This is a genomic window from Streptomyces sp. NPDC002886, assembly GCF_042888445.1.
Taxonomy (GTDB): domain Bacteria; phylum Actinomycetota; class Actinomycetes; order Streptomycetales; family Streptomycetaceae; genus Streptomyces.
This window is the reverse complement of record NZ_JBIAPV010000001.1, coordinates 267,020-284,547: the sequence shown is the minus strand read 5'-3', so window position 1 is coordinate 284,547 and position 17,528 is coordinate 267,020. Positions and strand designations below refer to the sequence as shown.

Genomic DNA, 17,528 nt, shown 5'->3' with positions numbered 1-17,528 from the left:
CGGATAACGGATCCCCTCTCACCGACAGGTATAGACCAATGCTACGTTGGTCGAGCAGACCGCGCAGTCCTTGACCTCCCGTCAGAGGAGAAGCCATGCCCTCCCCTTCGCGGGGCGGCGGCCCGGCCGCCACGCCCAAGTACCAGCGGATCGCCGCAGCGTTGCGGCGCGAGCTCGACCTCACCGCACTCACCCCCGGCGCCCGCCTTCCCTCCGAGCGCCGCCTCGCCGCCCGCTACGAGGTCAACCGGCAGACCATCCGGGCCGCCCTCCAGCACCTGAGGGAAGACGGCTTGGTCGTCACCGGGCGACGGGGCACCCGGCCGGCGTTCCCGGCGGCGGAGCAGCGCCCCCCGGCGGCGCTCCCGGTGGGCGCCGCGACCCCGGACCCCGCCCCGGCGGCGCAGGCCGCCCCCGTACCGGCGGCCCCGCCCGCACAGGCTCCCGCCGGGGGGCAGGCCCAGGCCTGGCTCACCCTCGTCACCCTGGCTCCGGCGCTCGCCGACCAGCTCGGCATGCGGGGCGGGGAGCAGACCCTGGTCCACCACCACCGCGAAAGCGGCCCGACGGGCCAGACCCGGCGGCACGCGGTGACGTACCTCTGTCCCCGCACCGTCGTACGGACCCCCGAGCTGGCCCGCTACCGGGACCGCCTGGTGGCGGGCGTCCGGGACGAGGACCTGGGCCCCCTGCACCACTGGCTGGAGGGGGCCGCGCGGGCCGGCCGGGTGGCCGAGACCATCACCATGACCCGGACCAACTCGCCCCAGGCCGCGTCCCAGCCCGGCGGCCTCACCGTACGCCGCACCCTGCACGACGCCTCCGGCCGGCTGCTCGCCGTCACCGACCTCGCCTTCCCCACCTGGGACCGGCTGACCTTCGACCGCTCCCCGGCCGCCATCGGCTTCCGGGTGACGTAACACACGCGGCCGACGTCACAACGGACAAGGTCCTCGACCTCGAACAGGTCTTCCGTATGCGCGCGGCAACCTCTCCGCAGCGGTAGTCCGTCCTGTCCTGGAACGCCAAGGGCGCGCCCCCGCGCCGATGTGCTCCTGGCGGGATCCGCACCGCCACGTGCGGGGTTCCGCCCCTCAGTTCCCCAGGATCCACCGAACGCCCGCGGCGACTCCCAGCACCAGGGGTGGGGCGAGCCACCACCGCCCCATGGCGGGGCGGATCGAGGGGAGGAGGGTGATCAGCAGGCCGAGGGCGCTCGCCACGATGGCGAGGAGGCAGGACAGCTGGATGCCCGCGGTGGCCTCGTCGTCCCAGGTGCCGGACGGCCGGATGGTGAGAGCGGTGTACAGGAACCAGCCGGCGATCGCGTAGAGCAGGGCGAGCGGCACGGCCAGGACCCGTTTCAGGCAGCCGTCGTCCGAAGGCGTCCGGTCCGGGCCGGAGGGAGGGGGCATCAGCCGAGTGCTCCCCTCGCGTCGTCGACCACGGCGAATCCGGAGCCGGCCGTCCTCAGGCGCGTGGCGAGCGCCGCGACGAGTCCTGTGCGATGAAGGGGAATTTACCAGAGGGGCCCGGGGTGAACTCCACTCCGGGGCAAGCCACTTGGACGTCGGATCGGCTACCGGGAGCTGCTTTTCGCTTCGCGGTGGCTTCGCGGGCGACGACCGGACGGTGCGCGCTCTCGAGACGACCTGGCCGGCCCGTCACGTGCTCGTGTGGACGTCCCCGGTCGTGGTGGAGGTGATGACCGTCCGGCGGCCGAGGTCGCCGGGCGGGATCCCCGGGTGGTGGCCGTCCGGCCGTCCGGTGCCCGGGGACGCTCCGAGGGCGAGGCGGGAGACGATCCGGTAGCGGTCGCCCCGGTAGACGGAGTGCACGTATTCCACGGGTCGGCCGGTGGAGTCGGTGGTGAGGCGTTCGATGAGCAGGGCGGGGGAGAGCAGCGGGACGTCCAGCAGGCCCGCCTCCGCCTCGTTGACGACCGTCGGCTCGATGGACTGCTGGGCCTCGTGGACGTACACGCCGTGGTGGTCGCGCAGGTGCTCGTAGAGGTCCCCGGCCTCGAGTTCCTCCGGGGTCAGGGCCGGTACCAGGTCGGCCGGGATGTGCAGGTGCTCGATGGCCATCGGGGCCCCGTCCACCAGTCGTAGTCGGGCGATGTAGAGCAGGCTCGCGCCGGGGGAGATGCGCAGGCGGCGGCCGATGCGGGCGCCCGCCTGGACGGTGGAGTGCTCCAGGATCCGGCTGGACCAGTGGCCGGCGGCCTGCCGCATCGCGAAGGCCGCCTCGTCGGCGGCCAGTTCCTGGGTGATCTTGGCCGGCGCGACGAACATCCCGCGCCCGTGCTCGCGTACGAGCAGGCCCGTGGCCACCAGCTCGTCCACCGCCGCGCGCAGGGTGGGGCGGGAGACCTCCAGGGTGGCGCACAGGGTGCGCTCCGAGGGGATCGCGTCGCCGGGCCGCCGGATGTCGATGAGCCCCAGCAGGTGCTCGCGGACCCGTTCGCGCTTGAGTACGGATCCTGACGAGTCGGTTGCGTCCTTTGTCATGGCCCGCCCCCATTTCTCTCTGCTCACCTGTCCAACTGGTCATGTGTATTTAACCACTCGAGGGACGGAGGCGCGAGGAGTCCGCCGAATTTGTCGGCCCGTGCAGGGTTGACGGCGCACGCGGGGCGTGTCACCTTCTAGCCACTCAGCTAACCAATTGGTTAGTTGGTCAACTCCACTTCTCCTCACATGAGTTGTGTGAGGAGTTGACGAACGGCCAGATGAGGAATCCCCGAGACCGTGACCGCAGCCGCCGCCGCCCCTTTCCCCCCTTCCGACCTCGCGCTCGTCCCGCGCCCCGACTCGGTGACCGTCCTGCCCGGCCGCTTCACCCTGGACCACCGCACCGGACTGCGCGCCGGTCCCGGCGCCGAGGCGGCGGCCGGTCTGCTGCGCGAACTGCTCACCCCCGCCACCGGGTTGCCGCTGGCACCGGACCCCGACGGGCGGATCGCCTTCCTCCTGACCCCGGGGGACACGGCCCCCGGGGGCTCCGGCGAGGACCCCCTCGGCGCCGAGGGGTACGCCCTCACCGTCGGCCCCGACTCCGTCCTGCTGCGCGCCGCCCGCCCCGAGGGGCTGCTCCACGGGGTGCAGACCCTGCGCCAGCTGCTGCCGCCCGAGGCACTGGCCGCCGGAGGCGCGCAGCCCCGTACGCCCGCCGCCGGCTGGTCGCTGCCCTGCGTACGGATCACCGACCGGCCGCGGTTCGCCTGGCGCGGAGCCCTGCTGGACGTGGCCCGGCACTTCCAGCCGGTCTCGTACGTACGCCGCTTCGTGGACCTGCTCGCCCTGCACAAGCTCAACGTCCTGCACCTCCACCTCACAGACGACCAGGGCTGGCGAATGCCGGTCGCGGCCTACCCCCGGCTCACCGAGATCGGCGGCCGCCGCGCCGAGACCGAGGGCGACGGGATCCCGCACGAGGGCGCCTACACCCGCGCCGAACTCGCCGGGCTCGTCGGCTACGCGGCCCGGCGCGGGGTCAGCGTCGTACCCGAGATCGAGATGCCCGGCCACGCCCGAGCCGCCCTCGCCGCCTACCCCGAACTCGGCAACCGGCCCGCCGTCAGGCTGGACACCTGGACCCGCTGGGGCGTCTGCGAGAACGTCTTCGGGGTCCACGACGCCGTGCTCGACTTCTGCCGGGGCGTGCTGGACGAGGTCGCGGACGTGTTCCCCGGTCCCTACGTGCACCTAGGCGGCGACGAATGCCCCCGGGTGGAATGGGAACGCTCTCCGGCCGCCCGCGCCCGGATCGCCGCCGAGGGGCTGCCCGGCCCGAGCGCCCTCCACGGCTGGTTCCTCGGCGAGGTCGCGAAGCACCTGGCCGGGCTCGGCCGCCGCCCGCTCGGCTGGACCGGTACCGGCACCGAGCTGCCCGCCTCGTTCACGGCCCTGGCCTGGCTCGACGCGGAGCACGGGCGGGCCGCCGCCCTGCGCGGTCACGACGTGATCATGACCCCCTACCGCTCCACCTACCTCGACTACCCGCAGTCCGCCGACCCCGGCGAACCGCGCGGCCAGGACGGCGGCGTGCTCGACCTGCGCGGGGTCTACGACAACGACCCCGCCCCCGCGTACTGGGAGCCGGCGGCCGCGCGCCGCGTGCTCGGCACCCAGGCGCAGCTGTGGACCGAGTACGCGAGCACCCCGGCCGAACTCGAATACCTGGCCTTCCCCCGCCTGTGCGCCCTGGCCGACACCGCCTGGTCGGCGCACCGCGACTGGCCGGACTTCCTCCGGCGCCAAGGCCACCACCAGACCCGGCTCGCCGCCCTAGGCGTGCGCGGCCGATCCCTTCCCTCCCCCCACCCCGAGAGGAACGCAGCATGCGCACCCCGTCCCACGCCCCCGGCCAGACCCCTGACCGTGCCCCCGTCCGCAGGCGCCGTACGGCCGTAGCCCTGGCCCTCGCCCTGACCGCCGGTCTCGGCTCGGCCGCCCTCGGCGCCCTGCCCGCGACCGCCGCGGCCGACTCCGTGAAGGTCCAGTACCGCACCAGCGCGACCGGCGCCACCGCCGACCAGGCGGAGCCCTGGTTCAAGGTGGTCAACAACGGCTCCGGCACCGTCGCCCTGAACCAGGTCTCCTTCCGCTACTACTTCAAGGCGGACAGCCCCACCACCCAGTACCGGTTCGCCTGTTCCTGGGCGGTCAAGGGCTGCGCCAACATCACCGGCACCTTCGGCACCCTGGCCACCCCGACGGCCACCGCCGACCGCTACCTGGAGATCACCTTCACCGGCGGCGCCGGCAGCCTCGCCCCGGGCGCCGACACCGGTGACATGCAGCTGCGCTTCTACCGCGCCGACTGGCAGACGCTGCGCCAGTCCGACGACTACTCCTTCGACGGGTCCCGCACGGCGTACGCCGACTGGGACAAGGTGACCGCCAGGCTGGGCACCGGCACCGTCTGGGGGACCGCACCCGGGGGCAACGTCCCCGACCCGACGCCGACTCCGACGGACCCGACCCCGACGCCGACCAACCCCACGCCGACCCCGACCGACCCGGGACCGTCCGGAGCCACCCTCTTCGACGATTTCACCTACACCTCTTCCTCGGACCCGGCGATAGGGGCCCACGGCTGGAGCGTGCGTTCCAACGCGGGCGGGCCCGGTGTTCCGGGCGCCACTTGGGCGCCGGAGAACGTCACCTTCGCGGCCGAGGGCGGCAACACGATCATGAATCTGGAGACCTCGACGGCCGGTACCGGCGAGAGCACCAAGCACACCGAGATCCTGACCAAGACGATGAAGTTCAAGAACGGTACGTACGCGGCGCGGGTGAAGTTCTCCGACGCCCCGAAGTACGGCCCGGACGGGGACCACCTCGTGCAGACGTTCTTCCCCATCAACGACCTCAAGGCCCCGCTGGCCGACGACTACTCGGAGTACGACTTCGAGTACCTCCCCAACGGCGGCTGGGGCGAGCCCTCGAACATCCTCTACACCACGTCGTGGGAGACGTACCAGGCCGACCCGTGGGTGGCCGTCAACCAGCACACCGAGTCCCGGCTGAGCTACGCGGGCTGGCACGACCTGGTGCTCACCATCGACAACAGCGTCATCACCTACTACATCGACGGTCAGGTCTTCGGCACGCACGACGCCAAGTACCTGCCCGAGCGGGGCATGTCGATCAACTTCAACCAGTGGCTGATCGACCTCAACGGGCAGCCGGGCTCGACCCCGCGCGCCTATGACCAGAAGGTGGACTACGTCCTGCACGTCAAGGACCAGGTCCTCACCCCGGCGCAGGTCGCTGCCAAGGTCGGCGGCTACCGGACCGCGGGAACGGCCTTCGTGGACACCGTCCCCAACAGCTGATCCGGCCGGTATCCGGCGGACGTGAACGGAGGCGCGCTCCAGGGACCTTGACCCTGGAGCGCGCCTCCTTGCCGTTCAGGACGTGCCCTTGAGGACGTGCCCTTGAGGACGTGCCGTTCAGCACGTGCCGTTCAGAACCGCAGCGCCCACCAGTCCAGGTACCCGGTGTTCCCGGCGAAGGCGTCGTAGACGCGCAGCCGCCACACCCCGTTCGCCGTCTCCGAGGAGGCGTTGACCGAGTACAGCCCGACGAGGTCGCTCTCGCCCCAGTCGGTGTACTCGTCCTTGATCGGGTACGCCGTCCCGTCGGGTGCGATCAGGTCGATCCGCAGGGTTCCGGAGTCCGGGTGCTTGACGGACACCTCCACCTCCAGCTTGGAGGGGGCGCTGCCCTCGACCCCGCTGACCGTGATCGGGGACCTGATGGTCTTCAGGTCCCCGACCGCGTAGTCCTTGGTGTTGGAGACGCGTTTGGTGACCACCCGGTTGGCCACGCTGCCCATGTAGAGGGCGCGGTCCGGCGAGCCGGGACCGCGGTCGAGCACGGCCCCGGTGGTGGCCTTGGACTTCAGGTAGGTCGCCACCTGGGCCGGGGTGGCGGTGCGGTTGAGGGACAGGTAGATCGCCGCCGCGCCCGCGACGTGCGGGGAGGCCATCGAGGTCCCCGACATCTGGGTGCTCCACTCGTCGTCCCACCACACCGCCGAGGTGATGTAGTCGCCGGGAGCGAACAGGTCGACCAGCGAACCGTAGTTGGAGTACGAGGAGCGGGCGTCGTGTGCGCTCGTCGCCCCGACCGTGATCGCCTGGGAGACCCGGGCCGGCGAGTGCCCGGAGGCGTCCATGTCCTGGTTGCCCGCAGCCACCGTGTAGGTGATGCCGGAGGCGATGGAACCCCGCACGGCCGCGTCCAGGACGCTGTCCGGGTCACCGCCCAGGCTCATGTTGGCCACGGCGGGCTTCACCGCGTGGCGGGTCACCCAGTCGATTCCGGCGACCACCTGCTCGGTCGTGCCCGACCCGCTCGCGTCCAGGACCCGGACGGCCACCACCTTGGCGCGCTTGGCCACCCCGAAGGTGGTGCCCGCGACCGTTCCGGCTACGTGGGTGCCGTGCCCGTGCTCGTCCTGGGCGACGTTGTCGTCCTCGATCGCGTCGTAGCCGTACCGGGCCCGCCCGCCGAAGTCCTTGTGGTCGATGTTGACGCCGGTGTCGATGACGTACGCGGTCACGCCCGTACCGCCCGAAGACGCGTACGTGTAGGCGTTGTTCAGCGGCTGCCTGCGCTGGTCCATCCGGTCCAGGCCCCAGGACGGCGGGGTCGGCTGGGTGGTGTCCAGGTGCAGCTTCCGGTTCTGCGCGACCGTGGTCACGGCCGGATCGGCCGCGAGCCGCCGGGCCTGGCGCTCCGTCATCCGGACGGAGAAGCCGTTGACCGCCGAGTCGTACGTCCGGGCGACCGTGCCGCCGAACCGTTCGACGACGGACCGGCCCCGGTCCGTACGGGAACCCGCGCGCGCCGGATCCAGCAGGACGAGGTAGCTGTCGCCGACGGCTCCGGGCGCTCCTGCGTACAGGACCACCCCCTCCGGCTGGTCCGCGGCCGAGGCCCCGGTGTCGACCCCGAGCGCGAGCGCCGAGGCGAGTGCGAGTACGGCTCCACAGCGCCGTAATGGACGCGATCTCTTGATCATGGATGCAGACCCCCCTGAGTCGTCCGCTCAGAGTGCTGCGTTCACAAGCTCCGCACAAGAGGGCCGCGAGGGAGGACTCGGGCCTTGTGGATTGGGGTCCTTCTCCTCTTAGCGCCGTCCGTTCACAGAACGGAATCTTTATGCACGACCCCTTTACGCATGACCCCTTTGCGCACGACCCCCTCCGAATCCGGACGAAAGATCCACCATGAAGAAGACGAAGGCAGCGCTCTGGGAATTCCTCCAGGGCCTGGGCAAGACCTTCATGCTGCCCGTGGCCCTCCTGGCCTTCTGCGGCATCATGCTCGGCGTCGGCTCCTCGCTCTCCAGCCCGGCCGTCTTGCAGAACCTCTCCTTCCTGGACAACGAACCCCTCCAGCTGGCCTTCACCTGGATGTCCAGCACCGGACTGGTGGCCTTCAAGTTCCTCCCGGTCCTCTTCGCGATGGCGATTCCGCTCGGCCTGGCGCGCGAGGACAAGGGCGTCGCCGCCTTCTCCGGTTTCGTCGGCTTCGCCTCCATGAACCTCGCGGTCAACTTCTTCCTCACCACGCGCGGCGTGGACTTCGAGGACAAGGGCGAGATCGCGCACTACGGCATCGCCGACGTGCTCGGCGTGAAGTCCATCGACACCGGACTGCTCGGCGCGGTCGCCGTCGGTGTCATCGTGGCCCTGCTGCACAAGCGCTACCGCACCAAGCAGATGCCCGACGCGCTCGCCTTCTTCGGCGGCCTGCGCTTCGTCCCGATCGTCTCCGCCCTGGCCATGAGCATCGTCGGACTCCTCGTCCCGCTCGTCTGGCCCACCCTCGGCGGCTGGATCGCCTCCGTCGGCACGGGCATCGCGCACGCCGGAGTCTTCGGCCCCTTCTTCTTCGGCATGGGCGAGGTGCTGCTGCGCCCCATCGGCCTGCACCACATCCTCGTCGCCCTGTTCCGCTTCACCGACGCCGGCGGCGCCGGGGTGGTCTGCGGGGAGCACGTCAGCGGGGCCCTGAACCTCTTCTACGCCCAGCTCTCCTGCCCCACCCCCTCGGGCGCCGCGCACACCGCGACCCAGTTCCTGTCCCAGGGCAAGATGGCCGCGTACCTCGGCGGCCTGCCCGGCGCCGCGCTCGCCATGTACCACTGCGCCAAGCGCAGCATGCGCCCGGAGATCAAGGCGCTGCTCATCTCCGGTGTCGTCGCCTGCGTGGTCGGCGGGGTCACCGAACCGCTCGAGTTCCTCTTCCTCTTCATCGCGCCGTGGCTGTACCTCATCCACGCGGTCCTGGTGGGCCTCGGCTTCCTGGTCTCCGCCGTGCTCGGCGTGTACATCGGCAACACCGACGGCAATGTCATCGACCTGCTGGTCTTCGGAGTCCTTCAGGGCACGACCACCAAGTGGTACCTGGTCCCGGTGATCGCCGCGATCTGGTTCGCCGTGTACTACTTCCTCTTCCGCTGGGCGATCACCAAGTTCAACCTCAAGACCCCCGGACGCGAAGACGAGCCCACCGGCCCCGAAGCGGCCGACACCGGGGCCGCCGCCGACGCGAACGCGCCCAAGGCCGAGCTGGTCGCCGGCAAGTACGACCCGGTCGCCATCCTCGAAGCCCTCGGCGGCCCGGCCAACATCCACGCCCTCGACAACTGCATCACCCGCCTGCGCATGACCGTCGGCGACGCCGCCCTGCTGGACGACGCCCGGCTGAAGAAGCTCGGAGCCATCGCCGTGGTCCGGCTCGACGAGCACAACGTGCAGGTCATCATCGGCCCCCAGGTGCAGTCCGTGAAGGACGCCCTCGCCAAGCTCACCCCGGTCGGCTGACATGGAAGACGCGTACGACTTCGACGTGCCGGTCGACCGGCACGGCACCTGGTGCACGCAGTGGGACTACGTCGAGGACCGCTTCGGGGTGCCCGACCTGCTCCCCTTCACCATCTCCGACATGGATTTCGAGACCGCCCCCGAGGTGCTCGCCGCCCTGCGCGGCCGCCTGGAGCACGGGGTCCTCGGTTACTCCCGCTGGCGCCACGAGGACTTCCTCTCCGCGGTCCGGCACTGGTACGCCACCCGCTACGACACCCCCGTCGACGCGGACCGCATCGCCTACGCCCCCGCCGTCCTCTACCAGGTCGGCCGGATCATGGACCTCTGGTCCTCGCCGGGTGACGGAGTCGTGGTCCACACCCCGGCCTACGACGCCTTCCCGCGCCTGCTCGCGGCCCGCGGCCGGGAGTTCCGCGGGGTCCCGCTCCACGACTGGGACGGCCTGGAAGGGGAGTTGGCCCGCCCCGACACCAGCGTGCTGCTGCTGTGTTCCCCGCACAATCCCACCGGACACGTGTGGAGCGGGGCCGAGCTGGAGCGGATGGCCGGGCTGTGCGAGCGGCACGGGGTCGCGGTGATCAGTGACGAGATCCACTCCGATCTGGCGCACGCCCCGTACCGGCACCGCCCGTGGGCGCTGCACGGCCGCCCGGGCGGCCGCTGGGCCATCGTGACCTCCGCTTCGAAGTCCTTCAACATCCCGGCGCTGACCGGCAGTTACGGGATCTTCGGCGACGCGGAGTCCTGCGGGCGCTACCTCACCCTGCTCAAGGACGCCGACGGGCTGTCCTCCCCGGCGGTGCTCTCCGTCGCCGGACACATCGCCGCCTACCGCGAGGGCGGTCCGTGGCTCGACGCGCTCAACGCCTACGTCGCGGGCAACCTGGACCTGGTGCGGGGGCGTCTCGCGCGGTCCTTCCCCGAGCTGGACTGGGAGCCGCCCAAGGCCGGCTACCTCGCCTGGATCGATCTCCGGCCCCTCGGAGTTCCCGACGAGGTGCTCCAACGTGAGCTGATTCATACCGAGAAGGTGGCGATCATGCCCGGAACCGCCTACGGGCCCGAAGGCGCGGGCTTCGTACGGCTCAACGTGGGCTGTCCGCGCGCCAAGGCACAGGCCGGTGTCGAGGCCTTGATCCGGGCCCTGCGCACCACCTCGGGCGCCCCCGGGGGAGCGGCCCCCGAAGCCGCTCCGGCACCCGCCACCGGGCGCGCGGCCGAAGGGAATTGACCGGACGGCCGAGGGCGCTGTGGCCGGACGGCCGATGTGCGATCGGAACGGGGCCTGCCGTAAATACGGCCGGGCCCCGGCCGGTTGATCTAGGGGAAAGGGAACTGGGGAACGGATCCGGAACCGGCTAGGGTGGACGCCCATCAAGGTCATGCGCCGCAAGCCGACCAGCCCAAGGAGCGACCCCGTGCCGATGCCCGCCCCGTTCTCCCATACCGCCGGCCCCCCTTCCGGCCCCCTGCCGGGCTCCCTTTCCGGGGCCCTGCCCGGTCCCCGCACCGAGTCCCTCTCCGGGGCCGTGCCCGGCGCCGTGTCGGGATCCCAGCCCGGATCCCAGCCCGGGTCCCTTCCCGGCGCCCGGCCCGGTGCCCGCACCGGGCGCCGCCCCGGCCCCTGCGCCGGCCGGCTCGCCGTGCCCGCCCCCGGCTCCGCCGCCCCTGTTCTCGGCCCCGCCGCGGACCGGGTCCCCGCCGCGGACCGAGTCCCCGCCGCGGACCGGGTCCCCGCCGCGGAGCCCGCCGCCACCGCGCTCCCGCCGCGCATCGCGGAGCCCCGCGAGGTGGCCCCCGCGGACGCGCGCGAGCTGACGAGACTCTTCTTCCGTCGGCTCCACGAGCTCGACGAGGGCACCCCCGAGTACCGGTACGTCCGCGAGACCCTCATCGAGATGAACATCTCGCTCGTCCGGTTCGCGATGCGCCCCTTCCGCGGCCGCGGCGACGGAGGCGACCTCGACGACCTGCTCCAGGTCGGCACCATTGGCCTGATCAAGGCCATCGACCGGTTCGACCCGGCCCGCGAGGTCGAGTTCGCCTCCCTCGCCATGCCGTACATCACAGGCGAGATCAAGCGGCACTTCCGCGACACCAGTTGGGCGGTCCGCGTACCGCGCCGGCTCCAGGAACTGCGCATCGACCTGGCCAAGGCGAAGGAGGAGCTGACCGCGCTCCTCGACCACCCGCCGACGGTCGCCGACCTCGCCGCACACCTCTCGCTCACCGAGGAGGAGGTCATCGAGGGGCTCGTCGCCGCCAACGGCCACACCAGCGGCTCCCTCGACGCCCCGGGCTCCGAACGGGCCGACGGCCGGACCGAGGGCCACAGCCTCGCCGAGACCATGGGCGCCGAGGAGCCGGCGCTGGAGCGCGTCGAGGACATCCAGACCCTGGCGCCGCTGCTGGAACGACTCAGCGACCGCGAGCGGCGCATGCTGTCGATGCGCTTCGGCGAGGAGCTCACCCAGGCCCAGATCGGCGCCGCCCTCGGCATCTCGCAGATGCAGGTCTCGCGCCTCCTGACCCGGGTGCTCGCGCACCTGCGGACCTCGATGCTCGCCGACCCGGAGGGCCCCGGAGCCGGGGCCCCGCAGCAAGCGGAATCCGGTATCACGGGCGTGGTCGTGGGTGCGGGCGGCGACGCAGCGTAAGTGACATGACTCACTTCACCGTTTGCAGAGGCTAAGTGCGGGCACCAGCGCTGCTGGAGCGGACTCGTCCGCCGGCCGAGAGCGGCCGGGGCGCGGGTGACGGGCGGATCCCGTCGCGCTCCACGGCCCGCCGGCCGCACGCACGCCGGTGGGCCGTCTCAGGTACGACCCTTGAGGTGTATGTGTCCACGCTCATAGCCGAGCATGTGTACAAGGTGTTCGGTAAGGGACCCGACAACGGAGCGGCCGTCGAGAAGGCGGTCCGCGCGCTCGAAAGCGGCGAGACCGACCGCGACGAGCTGCGCGCCGAGGGAACGACGGCAGCGGTGATCGACGCCTCGTTCCGCGTCGACCCCGGCCAGATCTTCGTCGTCATGGGTCTGTCGGGCTCGGGCAAGTCCACCTTGCTGCGCATGCTCAACGGCCTGCTGGAGCCCACCGCGGGCCGGATCCTCTTCGACGGCGAGGACCTCACCGCCCTGTCGCCGGCCGAGATGCGCCGCGTACGCTCCACCAAGATCAGCATGGTCTTCCAGCACTTCGCCCTGTTCCCGCACCGCGACGTGCTCGAGAACGCCGGCTACGGCCTGGAGGTCCAGGGCGTCCCCCGGGCCGAGCGCGAACGGCGGGCCGCCGAAGCGCTGGCCCTCTGCGGGCTCGGCGGCTGGGAGAAGTCCTGGCCCGACGAGCTGTCCGGCGGCATGCAGCAGCGCGTGGGCCTGGCCCGCGCCCTGGCCACCGACGCCGACCTGCTGCTGATGGACGAGTCCTTCAGCGCGCTCGACCCGCTGATCCGCCGCGACATGCAGGACCAGCTCCTCGAACTCCAGAAGAGCCTGGGCAAGACCATCGTCTTCATCACCCACGACCTCAACGAGGCCATGCGGCTCGGCGACTCCATCGCCGTCATGCGCGACGGCCGCATCGTCCAGCAGGGCACGGCCGAGGACATCCTCACCCGCCCCGCCGACGACTACGTCGCCTCGTTCATCCAGGACGTGGACCGCTCGCGGGTGCTGACGGCCGACGCCGTCATGACCGGAGCCGCCGGCGGCCGGCCCGCATGCGGCTGTCCCACCGTCTCCGCCGGGACCCCGCTCGCCGACGTGTGCGCCGTCAGTGCCCGCGTCCCGCACGACGTGGCCGTCACCGGTGAGGACGGCTCCGTCCTCGGTTCCGTCCCGCAGGGCCGCCTCGTCGCCTTCATCGGCGACGAGCGACGCGCCGCGCTGGACTGCACGGAGGTGGCGGCCTGATGCCCCGCCTGAACCTCGGATCCTGGGTCGACAGCGGTGTCGACTTCCTCCAGAGCCACCTGTCCTGGCTGTTCGACACCATCGCCACGCTCGTCACCGGGCTCTACGACGGCATCGAAGCCGTCCTGAACGCGCCGAACCCGCTGCTGCTGGCAGGCATCCTCGCCGTCGCCGCCTGGTGGCTGCGCGGGCTGCTCGCCGCCCTGCTGGCCTTCGCCGGCTTCGCCCTGGTCGACTCCGTCGCCCTGTGGCCCGAGGCCATGTCCACGCTCGCGCTGGTCCTGGTCGCCACCCTGGTCACGCTGGTCTTCGCGATCCCGCTGGGCATCTGGGCCTCGCGCTCCGACAAGGTCAGCGCCGCGATGAAGCCCGTCCTGGACTTCATGCAGACCATGCCGGCCATGGTCTATCTCATCCCCGGCATCATCTTCTTCGGGGTCGGCGTGGTGCCCGGCATCATCGCCACCATCATCTTCTCGCTGGCGCCCGGCGTCCGGATGACCGAGCTCGGCATCCGCCAGGTCGACGCCGAGCTGGTCGAGGCCGCCAACGCCTTCGGCACCACCCCGCGCGACACCCTCGTACGGGTCCAGCTCCCGCTGGCGCTGCCCACCATCATGGCGGGCATCAACCAGGTCATCATGCTCGGCCTGTCCATGGTGGTCATCGCCGGCATGGTCGGCGGCGGCGGCCTCGGCGGCGCCGTCTACCGGGCCATCGGCAGCGTGGACATCGGCCTCGGTTTCGAGGCCGGCATCTCCATCGTCATCCTCGCCATGTACCTGGACCGGATGACCGGGGCCCTGGGCCGCCAGGTCTCCCCGCTCGGCCGCCGCACCCTCGCCAAGGCCCGCTCCGCCGCCACCGGCAGCGCGAAGGTGTGGAGCCACCGCCCGCAGCCCGTCTTCGCCGTGGCCTCGGCCGTGGTGCTGTCCCTGGTCGCGGGCAGCATCGGCATCTTCGGTGACTCCGGGAAGTCCCAGGTCAACGCCGTCGGCGGGGCCGGTGTCGAGGACATCGGCAAGGGCCGCAAGCTCAGCATCGGCTACATCCCCTGGGACGAGGGCATCGCCTCCACCTTCCTCTGGAAGGAGCTCCTGGAGCGCCGCGGCTACCAGGTCGACGCCCGCCAGCTGGAGCTCGGCGCGCTCTACACCGGGCTCGCGGGCGGCCAGGTCGACTTCCAGACCGACGCCTGGCTCCCGTCCACGCAGGCCGAGTACTGGAAGAAGTACGGGAACAAGCTCGACGACCTCGGCTCCTGGTTCGGACCCACCTCGATCGAGCTGGCCGTCCCCTCCTACGTGAAGGACGTCAAGACCCTCGCCGATCTGAAGGGCAAGGCGGGTCAGTTCAAGGGCCGGATCATCGGCATCGAGCCCAGCGCCGGCGCCATGGGCCTCCTCAAGGACAAGGTGCTGCCGCAGTACGGGCTCGACGGCGAGTTCAAGGTCGTCGACGGCTCCACCCCGGGCATGCTGGCCGAGCTCAAGCGGGCCTACGAGAAGAAGGAGCCCGTCGCGGTCGTCCTCTGGTCGCCGCACTGGGCGTACGCCTCCTACGAGCTGACGAAGCTCGGGGACCCGCAGGGCGCCTGGGGCAAGGGCGACGGCATCCACAACGTCGCCCGCAAGGGCTTCGCGGCCGACGAGCCGAAGGTCGCCCAGTGGCTGAAGTCCTTCAAGCTGACGGAGGCGCAGCTCACCGGCCTGGAGGCCAAGATCCAGGAATCGGGCAAGGGCAAGGAACAGCAGGCCGTACGCGCCTGGCTGGCCGAGCACCCCGAGGTCGCCAAGCTCGCCTGACCAACGGGGGCCGGTGTCGCGGAGAAGCCTCTACGAGGCTCCGCGCACCGGCCCCCACGGCTCGGGGGTGCTTCAGCGGGCCGTGACCGGTTCGGGCGCCGGCTGCGGCACGGGTTCCGCGGCCGGCTCCCGCACGTCGCGGCCGGGCCCGACCGGCCACCACAGGGAGCGGCCCAGCAGCGAGGCCAGGGCCGGCACCAGCACGATCGACAGCACGAACGCGGAGAGCAGGATCCCGAGGCCCGTCGCGAATCCGATCTGCTGCGTCGCGGACCCCGGGCTCGCGGCCAGGCTCCCGAAGGAGAACGCCAGCACCAGGCCCGCGGTCGCGATGGCGGGCGCCGTGTGGCGCACGGCCCGGGCCACGGCCGCACGGGCCGGACCGGGCCGGTCCATCTCCTCCCTGATCCGGTCGGTGATCAGGATGTTGTAGTCGGTGCCCAGCGCGACCACGAACAGGAACAGCACCAGCGGCAGCGAGAAGTCCACGCCCGGCCGGCCCGCCGCGTGCTGGAACACCAGCGTCGAGGCACCCAGCGTGGCCACGAAGCCCAGACCCACCGAGAGCATCAGGACCACCGGCGCGAGCAGGCTGCGCAGCAGCAGGAACAGGATCAGCGCGATCAGCGCCGCCGCCACCGGGAAGACCACCTTCAGGTCCTTGTCCACCGCGGACGCGATGTCGGAGAAGACCGCCGCCGTACCGCCGACATGTGCCTCGGTACCGGGGGGCCGGTGCGCGGCCACCGCTTCCCGGACGGGTCCGGACACCAGGTCGCGGGCCTCCTGTCCGTGCGGATCGGTGGTCGGGAACACGTCGATGCGGGCCGCCCGGCGGTCCTCGCTCAGCACCGCCGGTGCCACCCGGCCCACCCCGCCGACCGAGGCCAGCGCGCGGGAGAGCCCACCGAGGCGCTCGGCCGTCAGCGTGCTCCCGTCGGAGGCGGTCACGAACACGCCGGCCGGATCCGACACCCCGGCGGGCAGCGCGCGGGCGATCTCGGCCGCCGTGGCCGCCGCGGCCGTACGCCCCCCGCCCGCGCTGCTCTGCCCGTAATCCACCCGCATTCCGACCGTCCCCGCGGCCAGTGCGCCCAGCAGGGCCACCGAGGCGAGCACCAGCATCAGCGGCCGCCGCGCCACCAGGCCGCCCGTCCGCGCGGCCACGCCCTCGCGGGGCTCCCGCTTCAGCGCCCGCGAGGGCCAGAACATCCTGCGGCCGGTGACCGCGAGGATGGCCGGCATCAGGGTCAGGCTGCCGAGCAGCATCACCAGTACGGACACGGCGATGGCAGGGCCCAGCACCCGGAACTGGCCGAAGGTGGCCACCGCGAGGGTGGAGAACGCCGCGACGATGGTCAGCGCCGCACAGGTGATCGCCGTACCGACCCGGCCGGCGACCTCGGCCGCCGCGGCCCGGCCCGACTGCTCCGGGTGCTCGCGCAAGTGCTCGCGGAAGCGGAAGAGCAGGAAGAGGAAGTAGTCGATACCGATGCCCACCAGTACCACGCTGATCAACTGAGGTGTGGACGCGTCGAGTTCGATGCCGGTCAGCAGTGCGGCGCCGACCACGACCCCGGCCGCCGCTCCGCCGATGATGCTGACGGCGACCAGCGGCAGCAGCGCCGCCAGAACGCTGCGGAACACCAGCACGTGCAGCAGTACGATCACCGCGAGCATCACGGCGCCCACGATCTTCGACCGGGTCTCCTCCGCGTCGGCGGTTTCCACGGTGTCCGCGAGCCCGGCGGTGAACCCGGTCCGCAGACCCGCCTGCGCCAACTCGGCCCGGGTGTGGTCCCGGAACGCCCGGTACAGGTCCTGCATGCCGGGATCCATGGGATTGCCGGTCAACTCGACCGACAGCAACCGGAAGCTCCGGTCCGGGGCCGTCATCGCCGGGCTGATCCGGGGCAGCTGGGAACGGTCCTGCACCAGGAAGGGCGGGGTGTCCTCGGGCCGCGGCATGACGATCCGCTGCCGGGTGAGCTTCGCCGCCTCGGTGTCGATCCCGCGCTCGTCGGCGGCGGTCAGCGGCGCACCGTCGGCGCGGGCCACCAGCACGGTCAGGGGGTTGGCATCGGGCTCGACCCCGAAGTGCTCCTCGGCGACCTTGAGCGCGGCCGCCGAATCGTAGGAGGGCGGAAGGAACGCGCCGGCGCTCGGCTGCGTGGCGCGGAAGACCAGAGCCTGGCCGAGGATCGTCAGGGCGATGCCCAGTACGGCCCAGAGGGCTATGACCTTCCATGGACTTCGGGTGGCGAAGGCGGTCAGGGCGCGGATCAAGGAGTCCTCCGTAACGGGGCGGCGGCCGGGGGTCCCCGGCCTGCTCACCAGCTCATCACCGGCCGCGTCCCCAAACGTCGGGTCCCGGGAGGAGCTCTCGCCCGGGACCAGCGACCGGTGCGGGCCCCGACCAGGACTCCGGTCCTGGTTCGCCCTCCTCCTCGGGGCCCACGGT

Annotated in this window: 12 protein-coding genes; 8 read left to right on the top strand and 4 right to left on the bottom strand. The window is 71.8% G+C overall.

Going from position 1 to position 17,528, the window contains the following annotated elements; all coding sequences use genetic code 11:
• Positions 1-95: 95 nt before the first annotated feature.
• Positions 96-920, top strand: a complete 825-nt coding sequence (locus tag ACFYYB_RS01200) for a GntR family transcriptional regulator (protein WP_389432479.1) — start codon at positions 96-98, stop codon at positions 918-920.
• A 174-nt stretch (positions 921-1,094) separates the two neighbouring features.
• Here the strand turns inward: ACFYYB_RS01200 and ACFYYB_RS01195 are convergent, their stop codons facing one another.
• A complete protein-coding gene (locus ACFYYB_RS01195) occupies positions 1,095-1,415 on the bottom strand; it encodes a hypothetical protein (RefSeq protein WP_389432478.1) in 321 nt (106 codons plus the stop codon).
• Positions 1,416-1,664: 249 nt separating this feature from the next.
• On the bottom strand, positions 1,665-2,510 hold the full coding sequence (locus tag ACFYYB_RS01190; protein WP_389432477.1) for a GntR family transcriptional regulator: 846 nt from the start codon (positions 2,508-2,510) through the stop codon (positions 1,665-1,667).
• A 240-nt stretch (positions 2,511-2,750) separates the two neighbouring features.
• Between ACFYYB_RS01190 and ACFYYB_RS01185 the strand changes: the two genes are divergently transcribed.
• On the top strand, positions 2,751-4,415 hold the full coding sequence (locus tag ACFYYB_RS01185) for a beta-N-acetylhexosaminidase (protein WP_389432476.1): 1,665 nt from the start codon (positions 2,751-2,753) through the stop codon (positions 4,413-4,415).
• Complete coding sequence (locus ACFYYB_RS01180; protein ID WP_389432475.1) at positions 4,343-5,842, top strand: cellulose binding domain-containing protein; 1,500 nt, start codon at positions 4,343-4,345, stop codon at positions 5,840-5,842. Before ACFYYB_RS01185 ends, ACFYYB_RS01180 begins: the two co-directional genes overlap by 73 nt.
• A 131-nt stretch (positions 5,843-5,973) precedes the next feature.
• Here ACFYYB_RS01180 and ACFYYB_RS01175 read toward each other — a convergent pair whose 3' ends face one another.
• Positions 5,974-7,536, bottom strand: a complete 1,563-nt coding sequence (locus tag ACFYYB_RS01175; RefSeq protein ID WP_389432474.1) for a S8 family serine peptidase — start codon at positions 7,534-7,536, stop codon at positions 5,974-5,976.
• Between the two features lie 208 nt (positions 7,537-7,744).
• On the opposite strand from ACFYYB_RS01175, the gene malX reads away from it, so the two are divergent.
• From malX to ACFYYB_RS01150, 5 genes are all read left to right on the top strand, one after another.
• Complete coding sequence (malX, locus tag ACFYYB_RS01170) at positions 7,745-9,346, top strand: maltose/glucose-specific PTS transporter subunit IIBC (protein WP_389432473.1); 1,602 nt, start codon at positions 7,745-7,747, stop codon at positions 9,344-9,346.
• 1 nt (position 9,347) lies between these two features.
• Positions 9,348-10,580, top strand: coding sequence for a MalY/PatB family protein (locus ACFYYB_RS01165; RefSeq protein WP_389432472.1), 1,233 nt, complete (start codon positions 9,348-9,350; stop codon positions 10,578-10,580).
• A gap of 541 nt (positions 10,581-11,121) precedes the next feature.
• A complete protein-coding gene (locus ACFYYB_RS01160; RefSeq protein WP_389433437.1) occupies positions 11,122-12,006 on the top strand; it encodes a SigB/SigF/SigG family RNA polymerase sigma factor in 885 nt (294 codons plus the stop codon).
• A gap of 182 nt (positions 12,007-12,188) precedes the next feature.
• Entirely contained in the window at positions 12,189-13,262 is a 1,074-nt protein-coding gene (locus tag ACFYYB_RS01155; RefSeq protein ID WP_389432471.1) for a glycine betaine/L-proline ABC transporter ATP-binding protein, read from the top strand.
• The gene (locus ACFYYB_RS01150; protein ID WP_389432470.1) at positions 13,262-15,067 is read left to right on the top strand and encodes an ABC transporter permease/substrate binding protein; all 1,806 of its coding nucleotides are present in this window, start codon (positions 13,262-13,264) and stop codon (positions 15,065-15,067) included. Before ACFYYB_RS01155 ends, ACFYYB_RS01150 begins: the two co-directional genes overlap by 1 nt.
• A 72-nt stretch (positions 15,068-15,139) precedes the next feature.
• On the opposite strand, the gene ACFYYB_RS01145 is transcribed toward ACFYYB_RS01150, so the two are convergent.
• Positions 15,140-17,353: an MMPL family transporter gene (locus ACFYYB_RS01145; protein ID WP_389432469.1), complete on the bottom strand. Its 2,214-nt coding sequence runs from the start codon at positions 17,351-17,353 to the stop codon at positions 15,140-15,142.
• Between the last annotated feature and the right edge of the window lie 175 nt (positions 17,354-17,528).

Coding starts and splice junctions, on each gene's coding strand:
- malX (WP_389432473.1), top strand. CDS start 7,745: ATGAAGAAGACGAAGGCAGCGCTCTGGGAATTCCTCCAGGGCCTGGGC.
- ACFYYB_RS01175 (WP_389432474.1), bottom strand. CDS start 7,536: ATGATCAAGAGATCGCGTCCATTACGGCGCTGTGGAGCCGTACTCGCA.
- ACFYYB_RS01165 (WP_389432472.1), top strand. CDS start 9,348: ATGGAAGACGCGTACGACTTCGACGTGCCGGTCGACCGGCACGGCACC.
- ACFYYB_RS01180 (WP_389432475.1), top strand. CDS start 4,343: ATGCGCACCCCGTCCCACGCCCCCGGCCAGACCCCTGACCGTGCCCCC.
- ACFYYB_RS01150 (WP_389432470.1), top strand. CDS start 13,262: ATGCCCCGCCTGAACCTCGGATCCTGGGTCGACAGCGGTGTCGACTTC.
- ACFYYB_RS01200 (WP_389432479.1), top strand. CDS start 96: ATGCCCTCCCCTTCGCGGGGCGGCGGCCCGGCCGCCACGCCCAAGTAC.
- ACFYYB_RS01195 (WP_389432478.1), bottom strand. CDS start 1,415: ATGCCCCCTCCCTCCGGCCCGGACCGGACGCCTTCGGACGACGGCTGC.
- ACFYYB_RS01190 (WP_389432477.1), bottom strand. CDS start 2,510: ATGACAAAGGACGCAACCGACTCGTCAGGATCCGTACTCAAGCGCGAA.